The following is a 23,864-nucleotide window of genomic DNA, read 5'->3' as shown; positions in this document are numbered from 1 at the left end:
AGTGCGGTCTATTTACCATACTTAAATACGATTAAATTAATATGTATATAAATAGAACGTAGTTAATCTGTCATTTTCTTTTAAAAGGTTAATATTAAAAATAAAAAGTATTGATTTTGTTATCTATTGATGACTGTTTTAAAAGGTAAGTGTAATTGAATTTTAAACAAAAACAACAATTTATGTCTATAGAAAAATATAATCTGGCTTATGATTTCATAGAAAAGACAACCTTAAATATAAAAGGTGGTTATGGAGGTTTAAAATTTTTGTTTGATAAATTTATTTCTGACATGAAGGAACTTAAATGCGTTATTAATCATACAAATTTTCACGATTTTATTGATGGAAAAGAAGTTCTAATTGGTACACCCGAAAATTATAGTAAAAGTGGAAGCCCCTATAATTTTGAAACTTTTTACGAAAGAATGTTTAAATTTGAGTGTACAGGTTCTGGGTATATTAGTAATAATAATAATATTTTGGAATATATAGTTGCTAACTTTGCTACGTTATTTTCAAAAAATGATTTAGGTAAAAAAGAAAAAAAAACTGTACTAAAACAATTTTTATTAATATTAGTCACTCATATTAAAGAATCTGATAATTGTACAGAAATTGAAAACCCCAAATTATATCCAAAACTGATTTATCTAAAAAACGGATATATAAAAACGTATAATACAATTTTTGATTTGTATGGCGGTTATTTGAAAGGCTTTGATAAGGTTGATTTTAATAACAAAATGCAAATTTCTGTAAATTTAGCAGAAGAGAACTCAAAAGAATTAAAAAAAAGTAATTCAAGAATCTTTATAAATGATTCCGCATTCACTTTTTTTGAATTAGTAAAGGAAAAACTCTGTATTAATGAAAGAACAATATTAGCGGATTACAGTTTTATTTTTAGAAAAATGTCCGAGGATAAACTAATTCACAAAGCTGTTAAAGAACTTGAATTTCGTGAGTTTTTAGTTGATGATTATGAAATTTCACTTGATAAATTGAAGGTTTTTAATAGGTACAATAGTAAATCAGAAATATTATATAACTCTTTGAAGTCGTAACGTTCCCAAATAGTATGTTTTCATTTCTTTCTGGAATGAGTGATTTTAGTTCTTTGTAGAAGCAAGATGAAACAAAACAAACTAATCCTCATTTTTGCAAATACTATATGATAGAAAATATAAGATTAATTGACTTAACAAAATCTGATTTAATCAGTTTAATTCAACAAACAGTTGCAACCGAATTTCAAAGGTTCAGTAACTTAATGAAAACAGTTCCCAAAGAAGAGGAACAGACCAAAATTATTACACGAGACGAGGCGGCAAAGCTCTTAAATGTCTCGCACACAACTTTGTGGAAATGGTCTAAAGACAAAATACTTGTTGCAAGAAAAATAAATTCACGAGTTTATTATCTAAAAAACGATGTTTTGGACAAACTTAATGCAGTTGCATAGCATTTCATCTTCTCAAGGCGTTTCTGCCTAATTAATTCAACTATTAACGGAAAAATATAAGCGGTGTTTTCACACTGTAAGGCATCGCTTATTTTAAATTTAAAAAAAATGACAGAATACTATATTTTAAAACTGAAAAACATTGATTTACAAGAACGTGTAAACCGTTTTCCACCTGATTTTAAATTCAACTTTGATTTTGCCTACCTGATACTTCATTTTGTAATTGAAAAAATGACCAATAGAATGACTAAAGACAAGAATACTACTCTTTACAATCAATTCAATTCGTTATCGTCAAAAATTTTAGAAAGTTATTGCAAGGACTACCGAAACCATATTCGGTATTTATGTGAAAACTTTGATTGTGTTGGTAATATTTTGGAGCGCAAAAATTATACAGCGGGGAATAGTTATTCCTATAGACTTAGATCTTATTATCAATACATTCCAATAGAAGCATACGAAATTACTAATTTGAGTTTGTTGCAAAAACTGAAAAAACAATATGGTTCAAATATTCAGGAATCAGTTAGGAAAAATTACCGTGTTTTTATTGATTATTTCAATCCAAAAAGATTAACAGTTCAGTTAAATGATGCTTTAAATTTTAATGCGGATTTATTGGAGCAAAAAGGCGAATATGCCAACTATTTAAGTAATGCCTTTAAAATACTGAAAATTCAGAACGGACAATATTATATGACACACAATCCAGAAACTGACGGAAGATTTCATTCTAATATTACAGGATTTCCAAAAGCATTTAGAAAATTTTTGAGATATGATAGTAAAAAATTAGCGGAAGTGGATATTTGCGCATCTGTTCCAACATTTTTATTTTACTTACTAAATCATTATCAAAATCTTAATTCTAACTTATCTAAAATAATCAAATCTACTAAATCATATTATTTACATTATATGTTCTCAAAAGACGCTGTAAGTATTGATAATAAAGAGATTCAAGATTTTGGTGTTAAGATTTTGAACGGTAGTTTGTATGATGAATTTAAGGACGATTTAAACAGTTTTAATTGCTTAACAGAAACCTATCACGAAAGAGAGTTTATTAATTATCACTTTCCTGAAGATGAGAACGAAAAATTTAGAGAGCCAAAATACTATTCTCGAAAAACGGCTAAAGAGCAACTTTTGAAAATGTGGAATGCAAAAAATAATTGCTTCAAATGGGAACAAAAAGCATTTAAAGAAAAATATCCGACCATTTTGAAATTTATGCAACTTTTTAAATCAAAGAATCATTGCTTTTTTTCTTACCTGGTTTTGCAAATGGAAAGTTATTTTATGCTCAATATTGTAGCCCGAAAATTGAATAGTAAGTACAAAAGAAAGATTCCGTTTTTTACTTTGCACGACTGCATAATAACAACCGTTGAGAATATTGATGTTGTAAAAGAGTTTGTATTGCAAACCTTAACTCAAGAACTTGGATTTATCCCCGTTGTTGTAGTGGAGCGTTACGAATAAAGGTATTTTTAGCCGTTTTAAGGGCGTTTTAGTTTAAAATAAATATTCCGTAAATAGACTAATTTTAATCTGCTTACGGAATTGTTTTTTTGTTTTATTTTTTCATAGGGATTTACTTTAATCCTTGATATGAAATACTATTCAAATTAAAAAGTTGCCATATTTAGTTTATGTACTAAATTTTTAATATCAAAAAATATTTGATTTACCATATCTTCTTGATCGCCATTTTGAGGGAATTCCCAACTTAAATTGTGGGTTGCTGGTACAGGAAATTTACATTTATAAGTATATAGAATATTTACAGTGTTGAATGTTTTAATAATGTGAAATTCGAAAGACTGTTTTTGTTCTGTAGCACCTATAGTTATAGAAGTGTTGGTTTTTGCGAGTACTTGCATTTGTCCATGAGAAATTTTTTTTATTAAATATGAGTATTTTTGTCCAATTCCACCCTCGTTGTATATATCTGTAATGTTCTTATTTTGAGCTGAATTAAAACTAAAAACAAGTACTACAATAGCGATAATAATTATAAATATCCACATAATTTAAAATTTTAGTTTTTTATATATAAAATGTTGCCATTTGGGTCTGTTATTGATTCTTTGATTGAAGTGGGAGATACTTTTATGAAATGGTAATATTGTGTAAAGGATTGAATAGTATAAGAGAACTTATATTCAGTTTCGGATATAATCTCCTCGTTTACTGATATAATGGCTTGTGTTCCTTTATAAATATTTAACATAGCTTTAAAACAGTTGTCTGTTGAATTTATAATGGTGCAAACATCATTACTTTTGAAATTATATCCAAACTTACTTCCTCCGAGGTCAGTTGTCCATCTGCTCTGAATCCAAGTAGGAGGATGAAATGATTTATTGTCAGAATTTGTTGAGTTGTCTGTGCTACTATCGGAGCATGATATAGTTAATAATAGTAGAGTTAAAAAATAAATTACTTTTTTCATGGTGTTGGTTTTAAGATTTAAACAAAAATACAATTAAGTAATGTAAGTTTTTTACGGTTATCCTCAATTGATTAAAAAAAAGCAATAAATTTTATAAAAGTCTTTTAATTGCTATAGCTCATTAGGTTGTTTATTGTAGATTTTCCAATATGCTTTTAACTTCTCTGCATATTCTTTTGGTGTAATTTTTATATAATCTAAAAATTGTTTTTCTGTTGAGTGACCTGTTATTTTCATAATAGTTAAAGTTTCTATTTTGCCGTATAAGTTTGAAGCAAAAGAGCGCCTGCAAATGTGAGATGATACTAGTTCAAATTTAGGATATTTACCAAAGGTTTTTCTATGTAATGTTTGCTTTTTGCCGTTTTCGGTTGTTTCAATTGGTGTCATTTTTGCGCCTTCAACAATTTCATTTATGCCCGCTTTTTCGCATATAATTTTGATGTAATCATTAAATTTTTGATCGCTAATAGAACGGGGGAAATTACCACTTCTTTTATCTAAAATTCTTTTTACTTGTTCGTGAATTGGTATAATTACAGGAAATTCAGTTTTTAAAGTTTCTTTGTGAATAAAATCGTTATCAATGTTTTTAGCCGTCAATTTTAAAAAATCAGATATTCTGAAACCTGTTCTTAATCCAATAATAAACCAATCCTTAGCATTGTCTAAATAATCTTGTTCAAAGGTTGTATTGTAAACTAAATTTATTTCATCTTCTTTTAAATAAATGTCTTTTGTTTTGTTTGTTGGGGAGTAAAATTCAGTCAGTTTGTAATCATTGGGTAGTTCATACCCTTTTTTATTGGCATAGCTACAAAACTGCTTAATATCATCAATGTACCCGCCAATCGTGTTTGGATTTAGCTTTTGTTCGTTTTCTAAAAAAGCGATAAAATCGGCATGAAAGTCAAGTGTAATATTCTCTAATAACATTCTCTTATTAGAATATTTTTCAAAGGCAGTAATTTTATTTAAAGTAGTAGTGTAATGCTGGATAGTCCTTTTTTTAACAACTGTTGTTTTTTTTGTTTTTCGAGTGTGTGATTCCGCAATGTATGATTTGATGTAATTTGTTAAAAATAATTTATCATCAATTTCAGCGTTTTTAGTTTCCCTATTAAATGAAATATTTATTTTCTCTTTCAACCATTTTGAGTTTATTATTTCTTCGCTCAAAAGAGATGAACTATATTCTTTATTAATGAATGAATCTAGTTCTTTTAGCTTTGTGTTTATAGATTTATAGTCAACGTCAATAGTTGCTAAAACATTTTGTTTTGCATCACTCCAACGGTCTTTAGGGGCTTGTAATCCTGTTGAAATTTCTATATCAAACTGTTTTCCTTGTTTGAATCTTAAATAAATACTGTTCCAATCGTTGTTGGTTTTGATTCTATATCTAACTGATGCCATAGCTTAAAATATTTGAATCAAAGATACAAACAATATCTTTATAATTCCCCTAATAAGTACCCTATATTCAATTAATGTTAGTTTATTTAACGTGATTTAATAAAACTTAAAAGATGTGTAAAGTCAATATATAAAGGAGTTTAGGCTGTGTAGTTGGATTTAAGTTTATTTGATAAAATGTATAGTTGTACTCCTATTATCCGCACTTTTAAGAACCCAAAACATATTTGTTTTGGGTTTTTTGTTTTTTAGGTTAGTATCCAACAGTAAATCGTTGATTAGAAAATTGTTTATTGTCAACTTCATCAAGAATTGCTACAGCAAAATCTTCCATAGAAATAGAGCTTTCTCCTTTTTCATTGGTAATTAAATTATCTTGTCCTATACGGAATTGACCAGTTTTTTCACCTTCAAAAATGTAGGCAGCTGGAGATACATTGGTCCAATTTACTCCTTCTGATTTGCGGTAAATGTTATGTAAGGCATCTTTATGTGCTACTGCAAAGGCTTTGTAAGCTTCCGGGAAATTTGGAGAATCTACTAATAATTCGTTTTTTCCAATCAATAAACTACCAGCTCCACCAACGACTATTAGACGTTGTGCGTTTTTTTTGGCAGCTGCCAAAATTGATTCACTCGCAGCAGAAAGTTTAGCAGGATTGTCTAAAGGAGGTGCGTAGGCACTAATAACTAGATCACTACCTTTCAGGGCATTTGCCAAAGCTTCGGTGTCAAAAACATCTACAGTAGTAGTTGGTGTATTCTCTAGCCCAAAAAAAGATATTGGTTTTGAAGTAATTAAATGCAATTCGTGTTTACGTAAAGCAGCCTCTCTTGTGATTCTTTGTCCGATGTTTCCACCAGCTCCTAAAATTGAAATTTTCATTTTTTTTGTTTTTAATTATTATATGTAATTATTTTTATGACAGTTTACTTTAAAAAAAAGCTAAAATTGATTTTTGAAAGATTCTAATGTTTGATCGTTTAGTGATTCTATGATAGCATCATCAACACTAGTAAAGATCTTGTCTAATTTGGTTTGAATTTGTCTACCAATTGGGCAGTTGGGATTTGGATCATTACTGCAAAATCCTAGGACATGATTGTCTCCTTTTGCTATTTTAAAAATTGTAGATAGTAAAATTTTATTTGCGTCTTCAGCCAAACGAACACCTCCATTTTTACCTTCTTTGCTTTCGATAAGTCCGCCAGTTTTTAATGTTTTAATTTCATTTCTAACTAATACTGCATTGATATTTAAACTCCCAGCAACAAATGCAGAAGTATGCCATTGGTCTTTATTGTGAGCGAGAATGGTCATGATATGTAAAGCTATAGAAAATTTTGACTTAACCACTTTATTCTGTATTAAATTTTATTACAGTACAAATGTACTGTTATTTTTTTAAAATTGATTAGTTTCTTAATGTTTTTTAAAATCAAAAAACCTTGCTGTTTGAACTATATTAGTTCGCATAGCAAGGTTTTTTGATTAGCCAAAAATGAAACTATTTAGCTTTCATTTTGTCAAGAGTATTGTTGTATCCTTTTTTAGCATCCTCTTTCGTTTTTGTAGCAGCTGCTTGAGCATCTGCTTTTGCTTTGTTGGCAGCTTCTACTGCATCTGCTTTCGCTTTAGTTGCGCTATCAACGGCGTCTGTTTTTGCTGTATTAATTGCTGCTTTTGCTTCAGTAACTGATTCATTGATTTCAGCTTTTGCGTCTTCTTTAGCGTCCTGAAGGTCGCTTTTTGTTTCTTCAACATCTTCTTTTAGGTCAGATGCCATGTCTGTAGTTTTGCTAACTGCTGCTTCCCACGATGCTTTTGCTTGGTCTACTGCTTCTTGCGCTACTTTTTCAGCTTCAGCATCTCCGCTTTTTTTAGCTTCTTCCAGTTTTATAACAGCTTCGTTGTAAGCTGTTTCTAGTGCAGCAACATCTTCAGTGCCTTTTGTTACCATTTCAGTTTTTACGTCTTCTGCTGTTTCTTTTTTACAAGAGGTAGCAAAAATTAAAGCTACAACTGCCATACTTAAGATAATTTTTTTCATTTGATTGGTGTTTGAATTATTAGCCAATGTCTTTCAAAAGTTGTGCCAAACTTTAATGTTGTTTAGGCTGTTTGTAGGTTAGGAGCGAGTTCTATCCCGTTAATGGTGTAGCCTATTTTTTGGGTGGAATATAATGATAATTAATAACTTGGCTTTTTAGTGTAATAGGTTTTAAGCTAGATTTTATTTTAGAATCGTTACTGTACACTGGTGGTTTATGCATTCTTTCTTGTTTTGAATGTAGGTGTTCCAGTTTTCGAAAGATTGTATGTTTCCAAATTCACTCCAAGCCGCTCCTGTGTAATATATGATGCTTTTTTCAGATTTGGCGGTCATAATGCCAAATAAGTGGTTGTTGCGACTTGTGATGTTTTTTACATTTGTTTTCGGGTCAGCTATGAAGGCGCAACCCAGTGATCCATTTTCACTTCCGGCGGGAATAGTAAGTTTTTCCCAACTTTCAGAGAGATTATTTTTTTTGTCGATAATCACTTTTGAGTCCGATCGTTGCGCTATTCCTATAGCGTGAGAAAAGCTGAAATTTTTGTCGGTTACTTCATAAGTGCTCTCGATTCGGTTTAAGTACTGTCCGGCATCCAGTGTAATTCGTTTGGTTTCTCTTAGATAAGTGTTATCAATTTTCCAACCCGAAAATTTAAGTTCAAAAACTAGCCTAACGGGGCCATTGGCTATAATTTTCCAAGAAGAATAGGGCTTTGAATAATAGATAGAATCCTTATGCAAAATTCCCGATCCTCCGCAGCCTTGGTTTTTTCCCGATGCATAATGATCTGCTCCGTAGCCTTTGTCAATGTGATAACTTTGACCAGCTGTGTACCAATCATCTGTTAGTTTTCGGTCTGTTTTTTTGCACCAAACATCAATTGCGGTTCCGGTGCCTTGTGCGTCTGCTCGTGCTTGTCCATACATGCGGTAGCCGATATAGTCATTCTCCCAGCAAAAGTCGCCCAAACCTTCTGGTTTGCTTATGAATTTGGCGAATACCGAAGAGGAATCGGGTATGTTTTGTGAGAGGTTAACCGAAAAATACTTGGTTTCATTCGGTTCTAAGTCTGTTTGAAATAAAAAAGCATCGGTAATTCCATCCTCATTATTATCTATGGGTTGGCTTACTATTGTTTTGTGGCTTTTGTTATCTATGAGTTGTATAAACGCGATTATGGCGGAAGGAAATTCTTTTTGAAGTAGTTTGTAAGGAATCGAAATAGTTTCGTTGTCTCTTAAAGTTGCAATCGGGTTTTTGACTTTGATTATTGTAGCAGATTTTTGATTCTTTTTCTCCAAAACCTTGCATCCAAAAATGGAAGTAAATAGGATAAACGCAAAAAGATAATTTAACAGTGTGGAAGTAGATATGGCTTTCAAATGTGGTCTGTTGCTTTTGGTTATTATTTAGGAATCGAAAGATAGGTACTATTTTTTTCTAATTTATTTATCTTAAAATGAATTATGTTAAAATAAATGTTTCTTTTGGAATGCAATTTTGCGTGAGGGATAGAAGTGAAAATCCTTTTATGTAGCGATAGCGGAATAAAAGATTGTAACGAATAGCCCGACCCGAAGTTGCGAGGAGGAACGACTACGCAAACTGAGGGGCACGCCCAAAAAATAAAAAACCCTCACTCCAGATAGTTATCGGGACAGTGAGGGTTTCTATATCTTTAATCGTTAATCAATGTCAAAAATCAATGTCAAAAATCAACTTCAAAGATCAACTTCAAAGATCAATTTCAAAAACGTTAATCAACAATCTACAATCATTTAGTATCTGTAGTATTCTGGTTTAAATGGACCAGCAACTTCAACACCAATATACGCAGCTTGTTCAGTGCTTAAAGTTTCTAGTTCAACACCTAATTTTGCAAGGTGTAACATAGCAACTTTTTCATCAAGGTGTTTTGGTAACATGTACACTTCATTTTGGTATGCAGCGCTGTTTTTCCATAATTCAATTTGAGCCAAAGTTTGGTTTGTAAATGAGTTACTCATTACAAAACTTGGGTGACCTGTAGCACAACCAAGGTTAACCAAACGACCTTCAGCCAAAAGGATGATATCTTTACCGTTGATAGTATATTTGTCAACCTGAGGTTTGATTTCGATTTTCGAAGCGCCATGGTTTTGGTTCAACCAAGCCACTGCAATTTCGTTATCAAAATGTCCAATGTTACAAACGATAGTTTTATCTTTCATTTGTTCAAAGTGACTTCCTTTAATGATGTCTTTATTTCCTGTAGTTGTGATGATGATATCAGCATTTGCAACAACAGTATCTAATTTTTTAACTTCAAAACCGTCCATTGCAGCTTGTAGCGCACAAATAGGGTCAATTTCAGTAACTGTAACAATAGATCCAGCACCTCTAAAAGAAGCAGCAGTTCCTTTTCCTACGTCACCATATCCACATACTACTACTCTTTTACCAGCAAGCATGATATCAGTTGCACGACGAACCGCATCAACTGCAGATTCTTTACAACCATATTTGTTATCAAATTTAGATTTAGTTACCGAGTCATTTACATTGATAGCAGGCATTGGTAATGTTCCAGCTTTCATTCTCTCGTATAATCTGTGAACTCCAGTAGTTGTTTCTTCAGATAATCCTTTGATTCCAGCAACCAATTCTGGGTATTTGTCAATAACCATGTTTGTCAAATCTCCACCGTCATCAAGAATCATGTTCAATGGTTTTTTGTCTTCACCAAAGAATAATGTTTGCTCAATACACCAGTCAAAATCAACATCGTTCAAACCTTTCCAAGCATAAACTTGAATTCCAGCAGCAGCAATTGCAGCAGCAGCTTGATCTTGAGTTGAGAAAATGTTACATGATGACCAAGTTACTTCAGCACCAAGAGCGATCAAAGTTTCGATCAACACTGCTGTTTGAATAGTCATGTGTAAACATCCTGCAATACGAGCTCCTTTAAGTGGTTGTTCGTCTTTGTATTCAGAACGAAGTGCCATTAAACCTGGCATTTCAGCTTCTGCTAATTCAATTTCTTTTCTTCCCCAAGCCGCTAGAGAAATATCTTTTACTTTGAAAGCCACATAAGGCATAGTTGTAGTACTCATTTATAGTATATTTGTAATGTATAAATTTTTACGCAAATTTACGTAATTAGTTATGATTTAAAAAGGATTCACAAACATTTATGAATTGTTGATAGGTCTAAGTTTTTATAAATCAATCTAATATAAAATTTATTGCATATTAATTCAGGAGCTATTTCCCGCTATGTGCTTCAATCTTGTGGGGGCATAAAGCCTGCCCCCACAAGGATTTACGCTTCTATCGGGGCTAGAAAACCCTGCAAAACTAACAAAATGCCGTTATATAAGAACTTTTTTTTCGATTCACATACTCAAATTCTCGTTTGGAAAATTACCGAGAGCTACCACCAACTTTTTAGCGAAGTAGTTTTAAACATGAAAAATCGTGAGCGCCTGAACGGAATGAAATCGGAGCTGCACCAACGAGGATTTTTGAGTGTGCGCAAGCTCCTGCAAGAAGCGGGATTCAACGATTTAGATTTGTATTATGATGAATTTGGGAAACCACACCTTTCTGATGATAAATTTATTTCGATCACCCACTCGCATGAGTTTTCGGCCATCATTATAAGTGATCGCCCGGTTGGGATTGATATCGAATTGCACCGCGAAAAAATTGTTCGAATAGCAGATAAATTTATTACCGCCGAAGTAAAGTACCTGACTATTGATGATTTAGAAGAATATATTCAAAAGTTAACCGTGATTTGGGGAACGAAAGAAGCTATTTTTAAAATTCAAAATGAAAAAGGAATCAGTTTCAAAGAGCATATTTCAGTGCTGCCATTTGAATTAGATCGAAATAAAACGACAGCTAACCTTAATTTTGGAGCTGTTCAGAAACAATTTGACGTGTATTATGAAGCCGTAGAGAATTTTGGCTTAGTGTATGCTTTCGAGAAAAAGTAGTTTTGAGTTAAGAGTTTGAGGAGTAAAGCTTATTTGTACTGCGAACTTGTGCATATCTCTGCCTTATTCGTCAGTTTAGAAAAACGCACCGAAAAACAGAAATGGAAAAATTGATAAGTATAATCCGAAAACTAATTATTTACACATGGCTAATCTTATCCATAGTTGTTGTTTTCTTTTTAATAAGTCGAATTGCAAATCCAGAAATAAAAGGAATATCAAATTATGATTTGAAATTTTATTTTGAAATAACTCTATATTTTTGTTTGTTATACATTGTGTTGAGAATAATTCAAAACAGAATAAAACATTGAAAATTTATGATAAAACGAAAATTTGTTTATTTCTTGTTAGTTACAATTTCAGTTCTTGGAATTTTAATTTCACATTATGGAATAATCAATACTATGGTTAGTTTAAAATATGAAACAGAAAATATTCAAGATTGTATTTCAAATGTTAATGGTGAAAATCTTTGTATTACAATAAGAAATTTAAAAATTATATTCGTCTTTTCTGTTTTGCTTTTAGCTGCTTTAATCTATTTTCGAAAGAAAATACTAAACCAAAAAAAGGAAACAGAATTAAGGTTTAAATAATTGAATTGAAAACCAAATGGCCAACAGCGATTTGCATAAATGGTGAAATATGAGGTAATTTTATGTTTATCTTTCGCAAGAAATTTTATCTTAACCGTGAAATCTCGGTTACGCAGTTAACCGCTTCATGAAGGCGCAAAACCTAACAAAACCTAACTACGACTTTTAAACATTTCCATATAGATAAATGTTCCCATTTTTCTAGCTCTTCGTTTTAAGATGGAGACATTTTCACCTTCATACAATTCATCCAAAGTTTGTGCCCAATAATTTAGCCAAATACCAAATTCATTCGGGCCTATCTGGTGTTGAAACTTTTGTTCCACTTCTACATGTGCTTTTAGTGGATCTCCCTTGTATTTTTTTCCGCCAAATAAATTCATTTCCCAAAAGTCGGTTAGCTTATTCAGGTGTTCCTCCCAGTCGGTTATAGTGTTGTTGAAGTAAAAGCCAATTTCTTTATCTGCTCTTATTTTTTTATAAAATTCATCTACTAAAATTGCAATATCGCTTCTGTCGGTGATTTCTTTTCGAATGGAATTCATTAGTGTGTAGTTTTTCTTTTTTAGAAAGTCGTAAAGGCTTCTTTGTACAAAATTATGCGTTTAATATTAAGTGACACTGATATTTATCAGCCGTAAAGTAGTTATTTCACCTAATAATCAATTGGTTTTGAATCAAAATTTTAGAAAAAACGATTACTTTTACGTCGCGATGCAAAAATACAAAGAGATATATCAAAATATTGTAGACCACAAAAGTACTAAAACTAAATTGTTAGCCATATTGTTGGATCCTGATAAGATCGATTGGTCACAATTTGATACACTCGTTGATCAAATTAATAATTCGCCAGCTACCCATGTATTTATAGGTGGTAGTTTGGTTTTTTCATCGCGTATTGATGAGTTAATTCTTCGACTCAAAGCACAAATACAGTTGCCAATACTATTGTTTCCAGGTGATCCGTCTCAAATTTCAAAAAAAGCAGATGGCATTTTGTTCTTGTCTTTAGTTTCTGGGCGCAATCCTGATTTTTTGATTGGTCATCAAGTCAAATCCGCACCAATTTTAAAATCCTCAGGTTTAGAGATTATTCCAACAGCATATATTTTAATCGAAAGTGGTGGTCAAACTGCTGTAGAGCGTGTAAGCCAAACCAAGCCAATAGCGCGTGAGCAACACGAGCTTGTGGTTGCTACTGCAATGGCTAGTGAGATGATGGGCAGTAAAATGGTGTATCTTGAGGCTGGAAGTGGTGCAAAATGTGCTGTTCCTACAAGTCTAGTAAAAAATGTTGTGACAAATGTCGATATTCCGGTGATTGTAGGTGGCGGAATTACATCTGCAAATGAAATAAACGAAATGTATGCCGCCGGAGCCGATTTGGTAGTGATTGGTACGGCATTCGAAAATGATTATCGCTTTTTTGAACATTTTCAAAACGAGCTAAATATAAAGACCTTATAATGGTAGAATTTTTTTTGAACGCATATCAAGATACTCCGCTGTATCAAATTGTCTTAGAATTTATTGCATTTGTTTGCGGAATATGGAGTGTGCTTCTTGCTAGAAAAGAGAATATTTTGGTCTATCCAATCGGCTTAATTGCCACAATGATAACCATGTACCTCTTGTTTATTGCCGGATATTTGGGCGATATGTTGATCAATGGCTACTTCACAATAATGAGTATTTATGGTTGGTACAAATGGAGTGTAAAAGGTGATGAAGGAGCTGTTTTGCCCATTTCTAGAACAAATCAAAAAGAAAAAATAATAGGATTCCTTCTTTTTGGCTTAACAATTGCTGTAGTGTACGCCGTTTACGTGATTTTTGAATATAAAATTCATTGGGACAATTATATCGACATTTTTACCTCGGGCTTGTTTTTTACTGGAATGTGGTTTATGGCGAATAAAAAGATAGAAAATTGGACTTTATGGATCATAGGTGATGCTATTGCGGCGCCTATATATGCCTATAGAGGCTTGGGAATGTTGTCGTTACAATATGTGATTTTTACAGCTTTGGCGGTAGTTGCCTACCTCGAATGGAAAAAAATCCTGAAAAAGTAGGGCGGTCATTTTGAATGTAGTACAATAAAATGTTAAATTTGGATAATTATTTAGGAAAGAGATTTCATATATAAAATTAGTAAAGATAAAAGTAGGATGGAAGATAGTAAGATAGAATTAGCAGATTTGGGTTTTTCAGAAGCAGATGGTAAACAGCTTGAAGCACGCGGAATCTCGTTAGAAAACATTGAAAAACAACTTGATTTTTTTAAACATGGTATTGCTAAGATGAACCTTGTTGAGCCTGCTAGATTAGGTAAAGGTATCATTGATTTATCTGATGCTGATTTTGAAAACCATGCGTTGTTTTTTGATGCAAACAAAACCAATCTTAAATTGCTAAAGTTTGTACCGGCATCTGGTGCAGCTACTAGAATGTTTAAATTCTTAAATACATTTTTGAATAAGTTTGATGTCGAAAAAGATTCGATCAACGCTTATGTCAATCGCTATATGGCCTACGATATTGCTATTTTTATTGTGGGGATGGATAAGTTTCCGTTTTTTGATGAAGTCTATGCTAAATTAAAAGAAGTGTATACTGATTTTGATAGCTTGAGTCGTGATAAAAAGAATTATTACTTCATCAAAATGTTAATGTCTCCAGACTATTTTGATTATGCAAATAAGCCAAAAGGGATTTTACCTTTTCATGTGTATCTAAATAATATTGCAACTCCTATTGAAGAGCATTTGTACGAATGTGGGTATTATTCGAGTGTAAATGGATTTTCAAATCTACATTTTACAGTTTCTGAAGATCATAAGTCCTCGTTTGAAGGGATAATCAATACCGTAAAGCATTTAGTTGAAAGAGAAACACAGACGTCTGTAGATGTAACGTATTCATTCCAAAATAAAGGCACAGATACTATTGCTGTCGATATGCATGATGAACCTTTTAGAGATAAAGATGGTCAAATTGTCTTTAGACCAGGTGGACACGGAGCTTTGATTGATAATTTAAATCAATTTGATGCTGACATGGTTTTTATTAAAAATATCGACAACGTAATTCTTCATAATAATGAAAATGTTGCTTTGTATAAAAAAGCACTAGCCGGAATTTTACTGGATGTGCAGCAAGGCGTTTTTGGTTATTTAAATCAAATTGAAAATGATGAACTAACCGAAGATCAGATTCCAGAAGTTGTAGCATTTTTTAAAGAGAAGCTAAACCGTGATATGGAAGCTAATTTTTATGATTTTACTTTTAAAAGTCAATTGAAGTCAATTAAAAAAGCTTTGGATAGACCGATACGCGTATGCGGAATGGTAAAGAATGAAGGTGAACCAGGTGGAGGACCATTTTGGGTTCGAAATGAAAAAAACGAAATCTCATTGCAAATCGTCGAGTCTACGCAAGTGGATCTCGGAAGCCGCAAACAATCGAGTATTCTTCAAGAAGCAACTCACTTTAACCCTGTAGATTTGGTTTGTGTAATCAAAAATTACAAAGGAGAGAAATTTGATTTGAACCAGTTTGTGGATCATAATAGTGGTTTTGTGGTCGAAAAAAATGTTGGGGGAATACCAATCAAAGCCTATGAATTACCAGGTTTATGGAATGGTGCTATGGCCGAATGGTTGACGATATTTGTACAAGTGCCGCTTATCACTTTTAATCCGGTGAAAACCGTTAATGACTTGTTGAAAGAAGCGCATCAAAGATCGTAAGCGATGGACGTACAAAAAATAGTAGGGGAATTACAATTCAAAGCTGTACGAAGTAGTGGTGCAGGTGGTCAAAATGTGAACAAAGTTTCGTCAAAAGTGATTTTATCTTTCGATCTAAAACAATCACAAGCACTTACTGAGGAAGAAATAGCACTGCTAGAAACCAAATTACAATCACGATTAACGACTGAAGGTATTTTGCTTTTGCAATGTGATGAAGACCGCTCACAAATAAAAAACAAAAGCCTTGTAATCAAGCGCTTTTTGAAAATTATTGAGCAAGGCCTGATTGTTCCTAAGCTTCGAAAGCCTACCAGAATACCAAAATCGGCTATTCGAAAGCGAATAAAAAATAAGAAAAACACATCGGAAATTAAGAAGACTAGAAGAACGCCAGAGCATTAACGCTCTGGTTTTCTGTTTTATATCGATTTTATTTAAGGAAATATTGTGATAGAGTAGTTTTTCAACTAAATCTTTATTTACCTTTGCAGTGTCTCAAAGGGGTGCTTAAGATGTAATGAAAATTATAAATTGGCTGAGATTATACCCAACGAACCTGGACGAGTAATGTTGTCAAGGGAAAAAACAACAACAAATTATGTTGATGTTGTAGTGCGTGCTTGAATAAAAAATCAATTAACAATTGAATAATTGCCCCTTTTATTCGTGAACTTTTACGAATGAAAACAACGTTTATTTTTTGCCAAAAAGGCACAAAGGCACAAATGATGCCGCTATTATTTTCTATTTTCTTTTCTTTATTCTCTATTGTATCTTTTTCTCAAGTGAAAGATACCACCAACCTCAATAAGTTGGACGAAGTCTTAATCTCGGCTATTCGTGTTGACCAAAAAACACCGGTAAGCTTTAGCAATTTAGACAAAAAAGAAATCGCTCCTCGCAACTTAGGTCAAGATATTCCGATTTTGATGAATTTTATGCCATCGGTTGTGACCACTACAGATGCGGGTAACGGTGTCGGTTACACTGGTATACGTGTGCGTGGTAGTGATGCTACGCGTGTCAATGTGACCATAAACGGTATACCTTACAATGACTCCGAGAGTCATGGAACGTATTGGGTAAACATGCCCGATTTTGCTTCTTCGCTTCAAAGTTTGCAATTGCAACGTGGAGTAGGAACCTCTACAAATGGTGCGGGTGCTTTTGGTGCAAGTTTAAATATGTTGACTGATAATTATGCTAAGGCTAGCAATGGCGAAGTTTCCAATTCAATCGGGAGTTTCAATACACACAAGCATACGGTAAAATTTAGTTCGGGACTATTAAACGATCATTTTGAGTTGGCTGGGCGTATGTCCGTTTTAAAATCTGATGGCTATGTTGACCGTGCAAGCTCTGATTTGAAATCTTATTTCTTGCAAGGTACTTATGTGGGGAAAACAACTTTGATTAAAGCGCTTGTCTTTGGAGGGAAAGAAAAAACCTATCAGTCTTGGAACGGACTAGAAGATCTAGATGTACTTCGTGATAATCGCACCTTTAATACGGCTGGTATGTATGTGGACCAAAATGGCGTTACGAGATTTTATGACAATGAAACCGATAATTACCAGCAAGACCATTCACAATTGCATTGGAATGAAAAAGTTTCTGATCATTGGAATACCAACTTAGCTGTTTTCTATACCAAAGGAAAAGGATATTATGAGAACTACAAACAAGATGCAAAGTTTTCGAGTTATAATTTAACACCAATTGTTATTGGAGGAACAACCATCAATAGAACCGATTTGGTACGTCAAAAGTGGTTGGACAATGATTTTTATGGAACAACTTTCTCTGCCAATTACAAAAATGAAGGTTTAGACCTTATCCTTGGAGGTGGTTACAATAAATATGAAGGGACACATTTTGGTAAAGTTATTTGGGCGCGATACGCATCAAGTTCTGAGTTGGGTGATCGCTACTACCAAGACGATGCCGTAAAAACAGATGCTAACTTTTTTGCAAAAGCAAATTATCAAGTAGCAGAAAAATTGAGTTTGTATGGTGATCTGCAAATACGTAATGTGCACTACAAAGCAAATGGTGACGAAACGGGAATTGTAAATGACAATTTTAATTTCTTCAATCCAAAAGCAGGTTTAAATTATGAAGTAGATAAGAAAAATGTCTTGTACTTCTCTTATGCGAGAGCCAATCGTGAGCCGAACAGAACCGATTATGAAAATGGTAGCCCAAGACCTGAGAAGTTAAATGACTTTGAATTAGGACTACGTCACAATGATGCTAATTTTAAATTGAATGCCAATATGTATTATATGGCATACAAAGATCAATTGATTTTGACTGGAGAATTAGATGATGTAGGAGCGCCAATCCGTAAAAACAGTGGTGATAGTTACCGATTAGGTTTAGAATTAGACATGACCATTACTATTTTGGATAATTTGTTTATCAAACCCAACGTGACACTAAGCGCTAATAAAAACAAAGATTTCTATTTTACAAGAGATGGTGTTTTGACTTCGTTAGGAAATACAAATATTGCTTATTCTCCTGATCTTATTGCCGGAAATATAATTACTTTTTTACCAGTCAAAAATCTACAAGTTTCGGTTTTGTCTAAATATGTTGGGAAACAATATATGGGAAATATCGATTCTGAGGCTTCAAAACTTAAATCGTATTTTATCAATGATCTAAATGTAAGTTATGAAGTGAAACCAAATTCGGTTTTCAAATCAATTGTTTTTTCTGCTTTGGTGAATAATTTTATGAATAGAAAATACATCTCCAACGGTTACTTTTATACCTATGATGATGATTACTCTAATCCTCCTGCGATCAAAACTATCGAAGGTACAGGCTATTATCCGCAAGCGCGTAGAAATTTCTTAGTCGGAATGACTTTGAAGTTCTAGTGCTTTTTGCAACATCAAAAAAAGCCTGAAAGTTTATACTTTCAGGCTTTTTTGTATAATTAACTTTTTGATCCTGATATTTTTAAATTTTTATAATTGATAATAAGATTCTGTTTTTTCAACTTTAATTGTTGATTTATAGCTGTTTATAGTGCCGATTGTTGCTTTAATATTGTTGTGCTTTTGTTGAAATTTATATTATTTTAATTTTTATTTAAAAATAGGGGTAACAATTTTAATGGTCCTTGTATCTAACTATATAAACTAAAATAGTTCAAACATTAAAATTTAAAATCATGAAAAAAGGTATCGTAATAGCAATTATCGCATTGTCAGGATTAGTAGGAAATGCACAAAGTGTGAAATTTGGTTCTAAATTAGGATTAAATGTCAACTCGATTATTAGAAATACATCCATCAACCAATTTGAAGATGAGGTTAAGGTGGGTTACATGGCAGGAACTTATATGGATATTAGTCTATCAAAACGTTTTCATTTACAATTTGAGTTGTTGTATGCAAAAAACAAGTATGACACAACAGAAGAAAGTAGCATAAACCCTGCTTCGCCAACCGATTTAATTTCTAATGCTAACGTTACATTAAACCCGACCGATGCCATCCAGCAATCTGTGAGTGAAAATTATAAAACGGCTTATATTAATGTACCCATGTTAGCAAAAATTTATCCCGTAAAGTGGTGGAGTATTGACGCTGGGGTGCAAGCAGGCTATTTGTTAGACGCCAAACGATTAGTTCAAGAAAATGTAACGATCACGCCAACTGGAGGAAATGTAAATCCATCGGTTTCTCTAAGCAGTACGCCTTTGGATGAAGTGGCTATAAAAGAATTTGACCGCATTCAATTTGGAGCGCTTATCGGTTCTACTCTTTATTTTACGAAAAATATTAACCTAGGTCTGCGTTATGATTTAGGTATAACCAATCTAAGAAGTAATAGTGGTACAACAGAGAAAAATGGCATTTATAGTGCTTCTCTTGGATATAGCTTTTAAATAATCTAATAAGTTCAAGATTGCTCGAATAAAAAAAGGCTTTTTCACTAGTGGTGAGAAAGCCTTTTGTATGTTAGTTGTAAACGCGTATCGAGTTTCCATTTACTTCAACTCGGTATTGTTTGAGGGGATATTTTAAGGTGCTAAGTCCTGTAAATAAACTATATTCTTCGCTGTCACAAGGACAAACCAAATTAATACCATTAACAGTCATAGTTGAACAAGCACTAATAGCTTGATTAGGACAGGCAGCATCAAATGCATTATAACCGCTTCCGGTATTAAAAATGTAAATACCCTTTGCGCCAACTCCAGCATAGTAAATAGAGTTGCTTACAAATTTTAAATTACTGTATGCGGGTAAATCGGTGTTTATCGTCAAATTAATACTGTAATTTGGGATAAATGGATTGTTATTGTTGACTCCATTGGTCGAGCAACTGCTCAAGAAGGCCAATGTGAAGACTAAGAAGAGTGCTTTTTTCATGATTGTGTTTTTAATCTTTAATAGTAACTCCAAATGGTGAATAACATTGCGATGCCGCTGCTTTTTTTCGAAAAAAAACTTTGAGCTTACTATAGTAAAACTGCCTTTTTATGGGCTAATTGGAGTGATGTAAATCGAATGCTGGGAACAAATTTATAGTATTTAAGTTTGATTTTGATCTGTTTACTATAATTTGTATGCTGTTTTTCGAATAAAATAATTTTGATTATTGCCCGAAATGCGTATTTCGATAAAAAAAAGCTAGGATCGATTGTACTAAATAGAATATTGAATCACTATAATTTTTGACTAAGAAAAATAATACTATCTTTGTGGAAAGAAATCCCGTCCTGATGGGATTTTTTCTATTTATATAAACTACACAATTATGAGCGCAATATCTTATTATACAGCTGAAGGATTAAAAAAATTAAGAGAAGAGTTAGATTACTTAAAATCGGTGATGCGCCCTAAGGCATCTGCTGATATTGCAGAAGCAAGAGATAAAGGTGATTTATCTGAAAATGCAGAATATGACGCCGCCAAAGAAGCACAAGGAATGCTAGAAATGCGTATTTCAAAACTAGAAGAAGTACATTCTAATGCTCGTTTGATTGACGAATCTAATCTAGACCTTTCAAAGGTTTTGGTTTTATCGAAAGTAAAAATCAAAAACCAATTAAACGGAATGGAAATGAATTACACATTGGTAGCAGAAAGTGAAGCCGATTTGAAAACAGGAAAAATCTCTGTGACCTCACCAATTGGTAAAGGTTTGCTAGGGAAATCTGTGGGTGATATTGCAGAAATCACTGTGCCAAACGGAACATTGAAATTTGAGATCATTGAAATTTCAAGAGAATAATTGAAAGCATAAAGAATAAGTTGTTGCATTGAAATCGTAAAATTTAAAAAGATGAGTTCTATATTTTCTAAGATTATAAAAGGAGAAATTCCATGTTATAAAGTTGCTGAAGACGATAATTTTTTAGCTTTTTTAGATGTAAACCCTAATACCGAAGGGCATACTCTTTGTATCCCGAAGGTAGAAGTGGACAAGATTTTTGACTTAGACGAAGAGCAATATCTTGGTTTGATGCAGTTTTCGAGAAAAGTAGCCTTGGCTATTGGTAAAACCGTTTCCTGCAATAGAGTGGGGATGTCGGTAATTGGTCTTGAAGTGCCGCACGCACACGTACATCTTGTGCCTATTAACGAGATGGACGATATGCGATTTGTATCGAAAGTAAAAATGACCAAAGAAGGTTTTGAAAATCTAGCGGCAGCAATCAACTCCAATCTATAAGGTGTTTATGAGAAGTTTTGTAGCCTTTGTTTGTCTGCTGATATCGTTTGTAGGTTTGGGTCAAATCAATCCGAAATATGATGTAGTCGATAAAAAGATGGCTGCGATTCCAGTTGATTTTACAACTACAACGGCAAAGATAGCCACCTATATTAACGCAAATTTTAAAACGGACGAAGATAAACTTCGAGCCGTTTTTTATTGGACTGCAACCAACATTGATTATGATGTAAAAAACATGATGATCGATAATAGTGAGCAGCCTCCGGCATATAAAATTGCCAATACTTTAAAAACACACAAAGGAGTTTGCATCCATTACGCAGAAGTTTTTAGTGCTATTACGACGGATCTGAATCTGAAAAATTATATCATTGAAGGGTTTGTGAAGCAAGGCGGAAAAGTGAGTCCGCTTGCACATGCTTGGTGTGCAGTCCAATTGGACGGAAATTGGTACTTTGTGGATCCTACTTTTGGTGCTGGTGGTATTCTAAACGGAAAATTTAGTAAACGATTAAACAATGCGTACTACAAAGTTCCACCATCAAAGATGGCGCTCACACATCTTCCGTTTGATTATTTGTGGCAGTTTTTGAGTAGTCCAGTGACTTTTGATTTTTTTATCTCGGGTAAAGCAGGTAGCGCTGTGGCAAAGATCAATTTTAATTTCGAGCAAGAAATCATTCGATACCAATCCTTGTCTTTTTTCGATCGCTTTTCTGAAACGGTCGACCGTATTGAAAGCAATGGGTATAAGTTGCCGGTAATTACAACCTATTTGGAGGTGATGAAGAAAAATAAAAGTGCTGCACGAAAAAACACCGGAGTCGAAAAAATGAATATGGTGGCGGCCAATTACAATCAAGCAATTGTTTTGCTGAATGATTTGATTTTTTATCGAAATAAAAGATTTTCTCCATCAATATCTGACGAAGACTTAGCGATAAAGGGCCGTGAACCCCAAGAAAAGTTGTCGCAATGTCTAGAAGATGTGTATCGTGTAGGCGACGTGGGTGAGGAAAATAAAGCAGTATTGACAGCCCTTAAAAGCCAAATTAACGAAGCGGTACGTTCTAGTGAAGAGCAAAATGAATTTGTTCAAGAGTATTTGAAACGCTCCAAAATAGGTCGTAAATTAATGTTTTCAAAAGGGGCCTTTTTTGGTGTTCCGATGCGTTAAACCGTAGTTTTAAATAAAATCTGAATCGTAGTTCCCACGCCAAGTTCTGATTTTAATACTTTTATTTTTCCCTTATGGTACTCTTCTACAATTCTTTTAGTGAGAGACAATCCCAATCCCCATCCTCTTTTTTTGGTAGTAAATCCAGGTTCAAAAATGGTTTTGAATTGATTTTTCTGAATTCCAGTTCCAGAATCGGTAATTTTTATACTCAAATATCCTTTTTCGAGTTCGATTTGCAGGCTTAGTTTTCCTCGTCCTTTCATGGCATCGATAGCATTTTTCACCAAGTTTTCAATTGTCCAACTGTGCAAGGTTTGGTTTATAGGAAGAAAAACGGCGGTCTCTGGTGCTTCAAAATGAAATTCAATTTGCTTAGAAAAACGAGATTGCAGGTAGTTATAAGCCTCAAAAGTTTCTTCAATAATATTTTTGTTTTCGAGCGTAGGCACCGATCCTACTTTTGAGAAACGTTCTGTGATGGTTTGCAGTCGCGCAATGTCTTTTTCAATTTCCATAGTAATGGATTCATCGACCTCATCGGCTTTGAGGATTTCGACCCAACCAATTAAAGAAGAAAGCGGTGTACCAATTTGATGCGCCGTTTCTTTTGCCATTCCTGCCCAAAGTTTATTTTGAGAAGCCGCTTTGGTGCTTTTGTAAAAATTGTACACGAGCAAGCCAAACAAAAAGATGATGAGTAGCAAGGCGATGGGATAATATTTCAGATTGTTTAGTAGAGCAGAATTACCATAATATAATTTTTGAAATTGCCCAGGAACGTATTCAATTACAATGGGTTCATTTTCAGTTTTCAGTCGGTCTAGGATTCTATGGGTTGCTTTACTATTTAATCCCAAGTTTTCGTCTACGTTGACGGTGTTGATTATTTTATTTTGCTCTGTTAGGATGATTGGAATAGAAGCGTTGTTGCTCAAAATTTCGAGCGGTAAAGTAACGTCGGTATTTTCGTCAGCGTTTATGAGCGTTTTTTGTGCATTGGCCCACAAATTCATTTTTATACGTTCTTCATTCTTGAAAGTTTGAAAAAATGTATAGGTGTTCCAAAGTATTAAGGATACAATCAAAAAAGAGATAAAAATGATAACCCAGCGTGTTGTGTTTCTTTTGTCAGAAAACTGCATACTTGAAATTTAAGATTATAAATATAGTAAAATATACGTTGGGAGCGTGTTTTGTAGTTAATGCTTTAAACCTTTTAGGTTTTATGAGGTCTAAAATGATTC

25 protein-coding genes are annotated in these 23,864 nt (G+C 33.2%); 14 read left to right on the top strand and 11 right to left on the bottom strand.

Annotated features, from left to right (window positions below):
* The first annotated feature begins 182 nt into the window (after positions 1-182).
* The 3 genes from FFWV33_RS02320 to FFWV33_RS02310 all read left to right on the top strand — a co-directional run bounded on the left by FFWV33_RS02320 (position 183) and on the right by FFWV33_RS02310 (position 2,956).
* Complete coding sequence (locus tag FFWV33_RS02320) at positions 183-1,067, top strand: hypothetical protein (RefSeq protein ID WP_108739407.1); 885 nt, start codon at positions 183-185, stop codon at positions 1,065-1,067.
* A gap of 107 nt (positions 1,068-1,174) precedes the next feature.
* Positions 1,175-1,465 carry a helix-turn-helix domain-containing protein gene (locus FFWV33_RS02315; RefSeq protein ID WP_108739406.1) on the top strand — a complete coding sequence of 97 codons (291 nt, stop codon included), beginning with the start codon at positions 1,175-1,177 and terminating at the stop codon, positions 1,463-1,465.
* Between the two features lie 108 nt (positions 1,466-1,573).
* Positions 1,574-2,956: a hypothetical protein gene (locus FFWV33_RS02310; protein ID WP_108739405.1), complete on the top strand. Its 1,383-nt coding sequence runs from the start codon at positions 1,574-1,576 to the stop codon at positions 2,954-2,956.
* A gap of 146 nt (positions 2,957-3,102) precedes the next feature.
* Here the strand turns inward: FFWV33_RS02310 and FFWV33_RS02305 are convergent, their stop codons facing one another.
* The 8 genes from FFWV33_RS02305 to ahcY all read right to left on the bottom strand — a co-directional run bounded on the left by FFWV33_RS02305 (position 3,103) and on the right by ahcY (position 10,495).
* Entirely contained in the window at positions 3,103-3,504 is a 402-nt protein-coding gene (locus tag FFWV33_RS02305; RefSeq protein WP_108739404.1) for a hypothetical protein, read from the bottom strand.
* A gap of 11 nt (positions 3,505-3,515) precedes the next feature.
* Positions 3,516-3,929: a hypothetical protein gene (locus FFWV33_RS02300; protein WP_108739403.1), complete on the bottom strand. Its 414-nt coding sequence runs from the start codon at positions 3,927-3,929 to the stop codon at positions 3,516-3,518.
* Between the two features lie 111 nt (positions 3,930-4,040).
* The gene (locus FFWV33_RS02295; protein WP_108739402.1) at positions 4,041-5,345 is read right to left on the bottom strand and encodes a phage integrase SAM-like domain-containing protein; all 1,305 of its coding nucleotides are present in this window, start codon (positions 5,343-5,345) and stop codon (positions 4,041-4,043) included.
* A 253-nt stretch (positions 5,346-5,598) separates the two neighbouring features.
* A complete protein-coding gene (locus FFWV33_RS02290) occupies positions 5,599-6,231 on the bottom strand; it encodes an NAD(P)-dependent oxidoreductase (RefSeq protein WP_108739401.1) in 633 nt (210 codons plus the stop codon).
* Positions 6,232-6,291: 60 nt separating this feature from the next.
* Positions 6,292-6,666, bottom strand: coding sequence for an RrF2 family transcriptional regulator (locus FFWV33_RS02285; protein ID WP_108739400.1), 375 nt, complete (start codon positions 6,664-6,666; stop codon positions 6,292-6,294).
* A 187-nt stretch (positions 6,667-6,853) separates the two neighbouring features.
* Positions 6,854-7,396 (bottom strand): hypothetical protein, encoded by a 543-nt coding sequence (locus FFWV33_RS02280; RefSeq protein ID WP_108739399.1) that lies wholly within the window; start codon positions 7,394-7,396, stop codon positions 6,854-6,856.
* A gap of 183 nt (positions 7,397-7,579) precedes the next feature.
* Entirely contained in the window at positions 7,580-8,701 is a 1,122-nt protein-coding gene (locus FFWV33_RS02275; protein WP_159085961.1) for a DUF4861 family protein, read from the bottom strand.
* 477 nt (positions 8,702-9,178) lie between these two features.
* A complete protein-coding gene (gene ahcY, locus FFWV33_RS02270; RefSeq protein WP_108739397.1) occupies positions 9,179-10,495 on the bottom strand; it encodes an adenosylhomocysteinase in 1,317 nt (438 codons plus the stop codon).
* Positions 10,496-10,747: 252 nt separating this feature from the next.
* Here ahcY and FFWV33_RS02265 point away from each other — a divergent pair, with 252 nt between their 5' ends.
* Entirely contained in the window at positions 10,748-11,383 is a 636-nt protein-coding gene (locus FFWV33_RS02265; RefSeq protein ID WP_108739396.1) for a 4'-phosphopantetheinyl transferase family protein, read from the top strand.
* A 320-nt stretch (positions 11,384-11,703) separates the two neighbouring features.
* Positions 11,704-11,982: a hypothetical protein gene (locus FFWV33_RS19415; RefSeq protein ID WP_108739395.1), complete on the top strand. Its 279-nt coding sequence runs from the start codon at positions 11,704-11,706 to the stop codon at positions 11,980-11,982.
* 152 nt (positions 11,983-12,134) lie between these two features.
* On the opposite strand, the gene FFWV33_RS02255 is transcribed toward FFWV33_RS19415, so the two are convergent.
* Positions 12,135-12,527 (bottom strand): group III truncated hemoglobin, encoded by a 393-nt coding sequence (locus FFWV33_RS02255; RefSeq protein WP_425433142.1) that lies wholly within the window; start codon positions 12,525-12,527, stop codon positions 12,135-12,137.
* Between the two features lie 70 nt (positions 12,528-12,597).
* Here FFWV33_RS02255 and FFWV33_RS02250 point away from each other — a divergent pair, with 70 nt between their 5' ends.
* From FFWV33_RS02250 to FFWV33_RS02225, 6 genes are all read left to right on the top strand, one after another.
* Positions 12,598-13,452: a phosphoglycerol geranylgeranyltransferase gene (locus FFWV33_RS02250; RefSeq protein ID WP_342748667.1), complete on the top strand. Its 855-nt coding sequence runs from the start codon at positions 12,598-12,600 to the stop codon at positions 13,450-13,452.
* Entirely contained in the window at positions 13,452-14,060 is a 609-nt protein-coding gene (pnuC, locus tag FFWV33_RS02245; protein ID WP_108739394.1) for a nicotinamide riboside transporter PnuC, read from the top strand. Before FFWV33_RS02250 ends, pnuC begins: the two co-directional genes overlap by 1 nt.
* A 96-nt stretch (positions 14,061-14,156) precedes the next feature.
* Entirely contained in the window at positions 14,157-15,737 is a 1,581-nt protein-coding gene (locus tag FFWV33_RS02240) for a DUF4301 family protein (protein WP_108739393.1), read from the top strand.
* Positions 15,738-15,740: 3 nt separating this feature from the next.
* The gene (gene arfB / locus FFWV33_RS02235; RefSeq protein ID WP_108739392.1) at positions 15,741-16,142 is read left to right on the top strand and encodes an alternative ribosome rescue aminoacyl-tRNA hydrolase ArfB; all 402 of its coding nucleotides are present in this window, start codon (positions 15,741-15,743) and stop codon (positions 16,140-16,142) included.
* A 278-nt stretch (positions 16,143-16,420) separates the two neighbouring features.
* The gene (locus FFWV33_RS02230; protein ID WP_108739391.1) at positions 16,421-18,628 is read left to right on the top strand and encodes a TonB-dependent receptor; all 2,208 of its coding nucleotides are present in this window, start codon (positions 16,421-16,423) and stop codon (positions 18,626-18,628) included.
* Between the two features lie 296 nt (positions 18,629-18,924).
* A complete protein-coding gene (locus FFWV33_RS02225; protein ID WP_108739390.1) occupies positions 18,925-19,644 on the top strand; it encodes a porin family protein in 720 nt (239 codons plus the stop codon).
* 73 nt (positions 19,645-19,717) lie between these two features.
* Here FFWV33_RS02225 and FFWV33_RS02220 read toward each other — a convergent pair whose 3' ends face one another.
* Positions 19,718-20,131: a Rieske (2Fe-2S) protein gene (locus FFWV33_RS02220; RefSeq protein ID WP_108739389.1), complete on the bottom strand. Its 414-nt coding sequence runs from the start codon at positions 20,129-20,131 to the stop codon at positions 19,718-19,720.
* A gap of 388 nt (positions 20,132-20,519) precedes the next feature.
* Here FFWV33_RS02220 and greA point away from each other — a divergent pair, with 388 nt between their 5' ends.
* Genes greA through FFWV33_RS02205 form a run of 3 tightly spaced genes read left to right on the top strand, consistent with a single transcriptional unit; the run spans position 20,520 to position 22,617 of the window.
* The gene (greA, locus tag FFWV33_RS02215; RefSeq protein ID WP_108739388.1) at positions 20,520-20,996 is read left to right on the top strand and encodes a transcription elongation factor GreA; all 477 of its coding nucleotides are present in this window, start codon (positions 20,520-20,522) and stop codon (positions 20,994-20,996) included.
* 51 nt (positions 20,997-21,047) lie between these two features.
* A complete protein-coding gene (locus FFWV33_RS02210) occupies positions 21,048-21,437 on the top strand; it encodes an HIT family protein (RefSeq protein ID WP_108739387.1) in 390 nt (129 codons plus the stop codon).
* Positions 21,438-21,444: 7 nt separating this feature from the next.
* Positions 21,445-22,617, top strand: a complete 1,173-nt coding sequence (locus FFWV33_RS02205) for a transglutaminase domain-containing protein (protein WP_159085960.1) — start codon at positions 21,445-21,447, stop codon at positions 22,615-22,617.
* Here the strand turns inward: FFWV33_RS02205 and FFWV33_RS02200 are convergent.
* Positions 22,614-23,762 carry a sensor histidine kinase gene (locus FFWV33_RS02200; protein ID WP_108739385.1) on the bottom strand — a complete coding sequence of 383 codons (1,149 nt, stop codon included), beginning with the start codon at positions 23,760-23,762 and terminating at the stop codon, positions 22,614-22,616. The genes FFWV33_RS02205 and FFWV33_RS02200 overlap by 4 nt on opposite strands.
* Between the last annotated feature and the right edge of the window lie 102 nt (positions 23,763-23,864).

The sequence above is a fragment of the Flavobacterium faecale genome (assembly GCF_003076455.1).
Classification (GTDB): Bacteria; Bacteroidota; Bacteroidia; order Flavobacteriales; family Flavobacteriaceae; genus Flavobacterium; species Flavobacterium faecale.
Note: the sequence above shows the minus strand (reverse complement) of the source record. Positions and strands in the feature narration are given on the sequence as shown.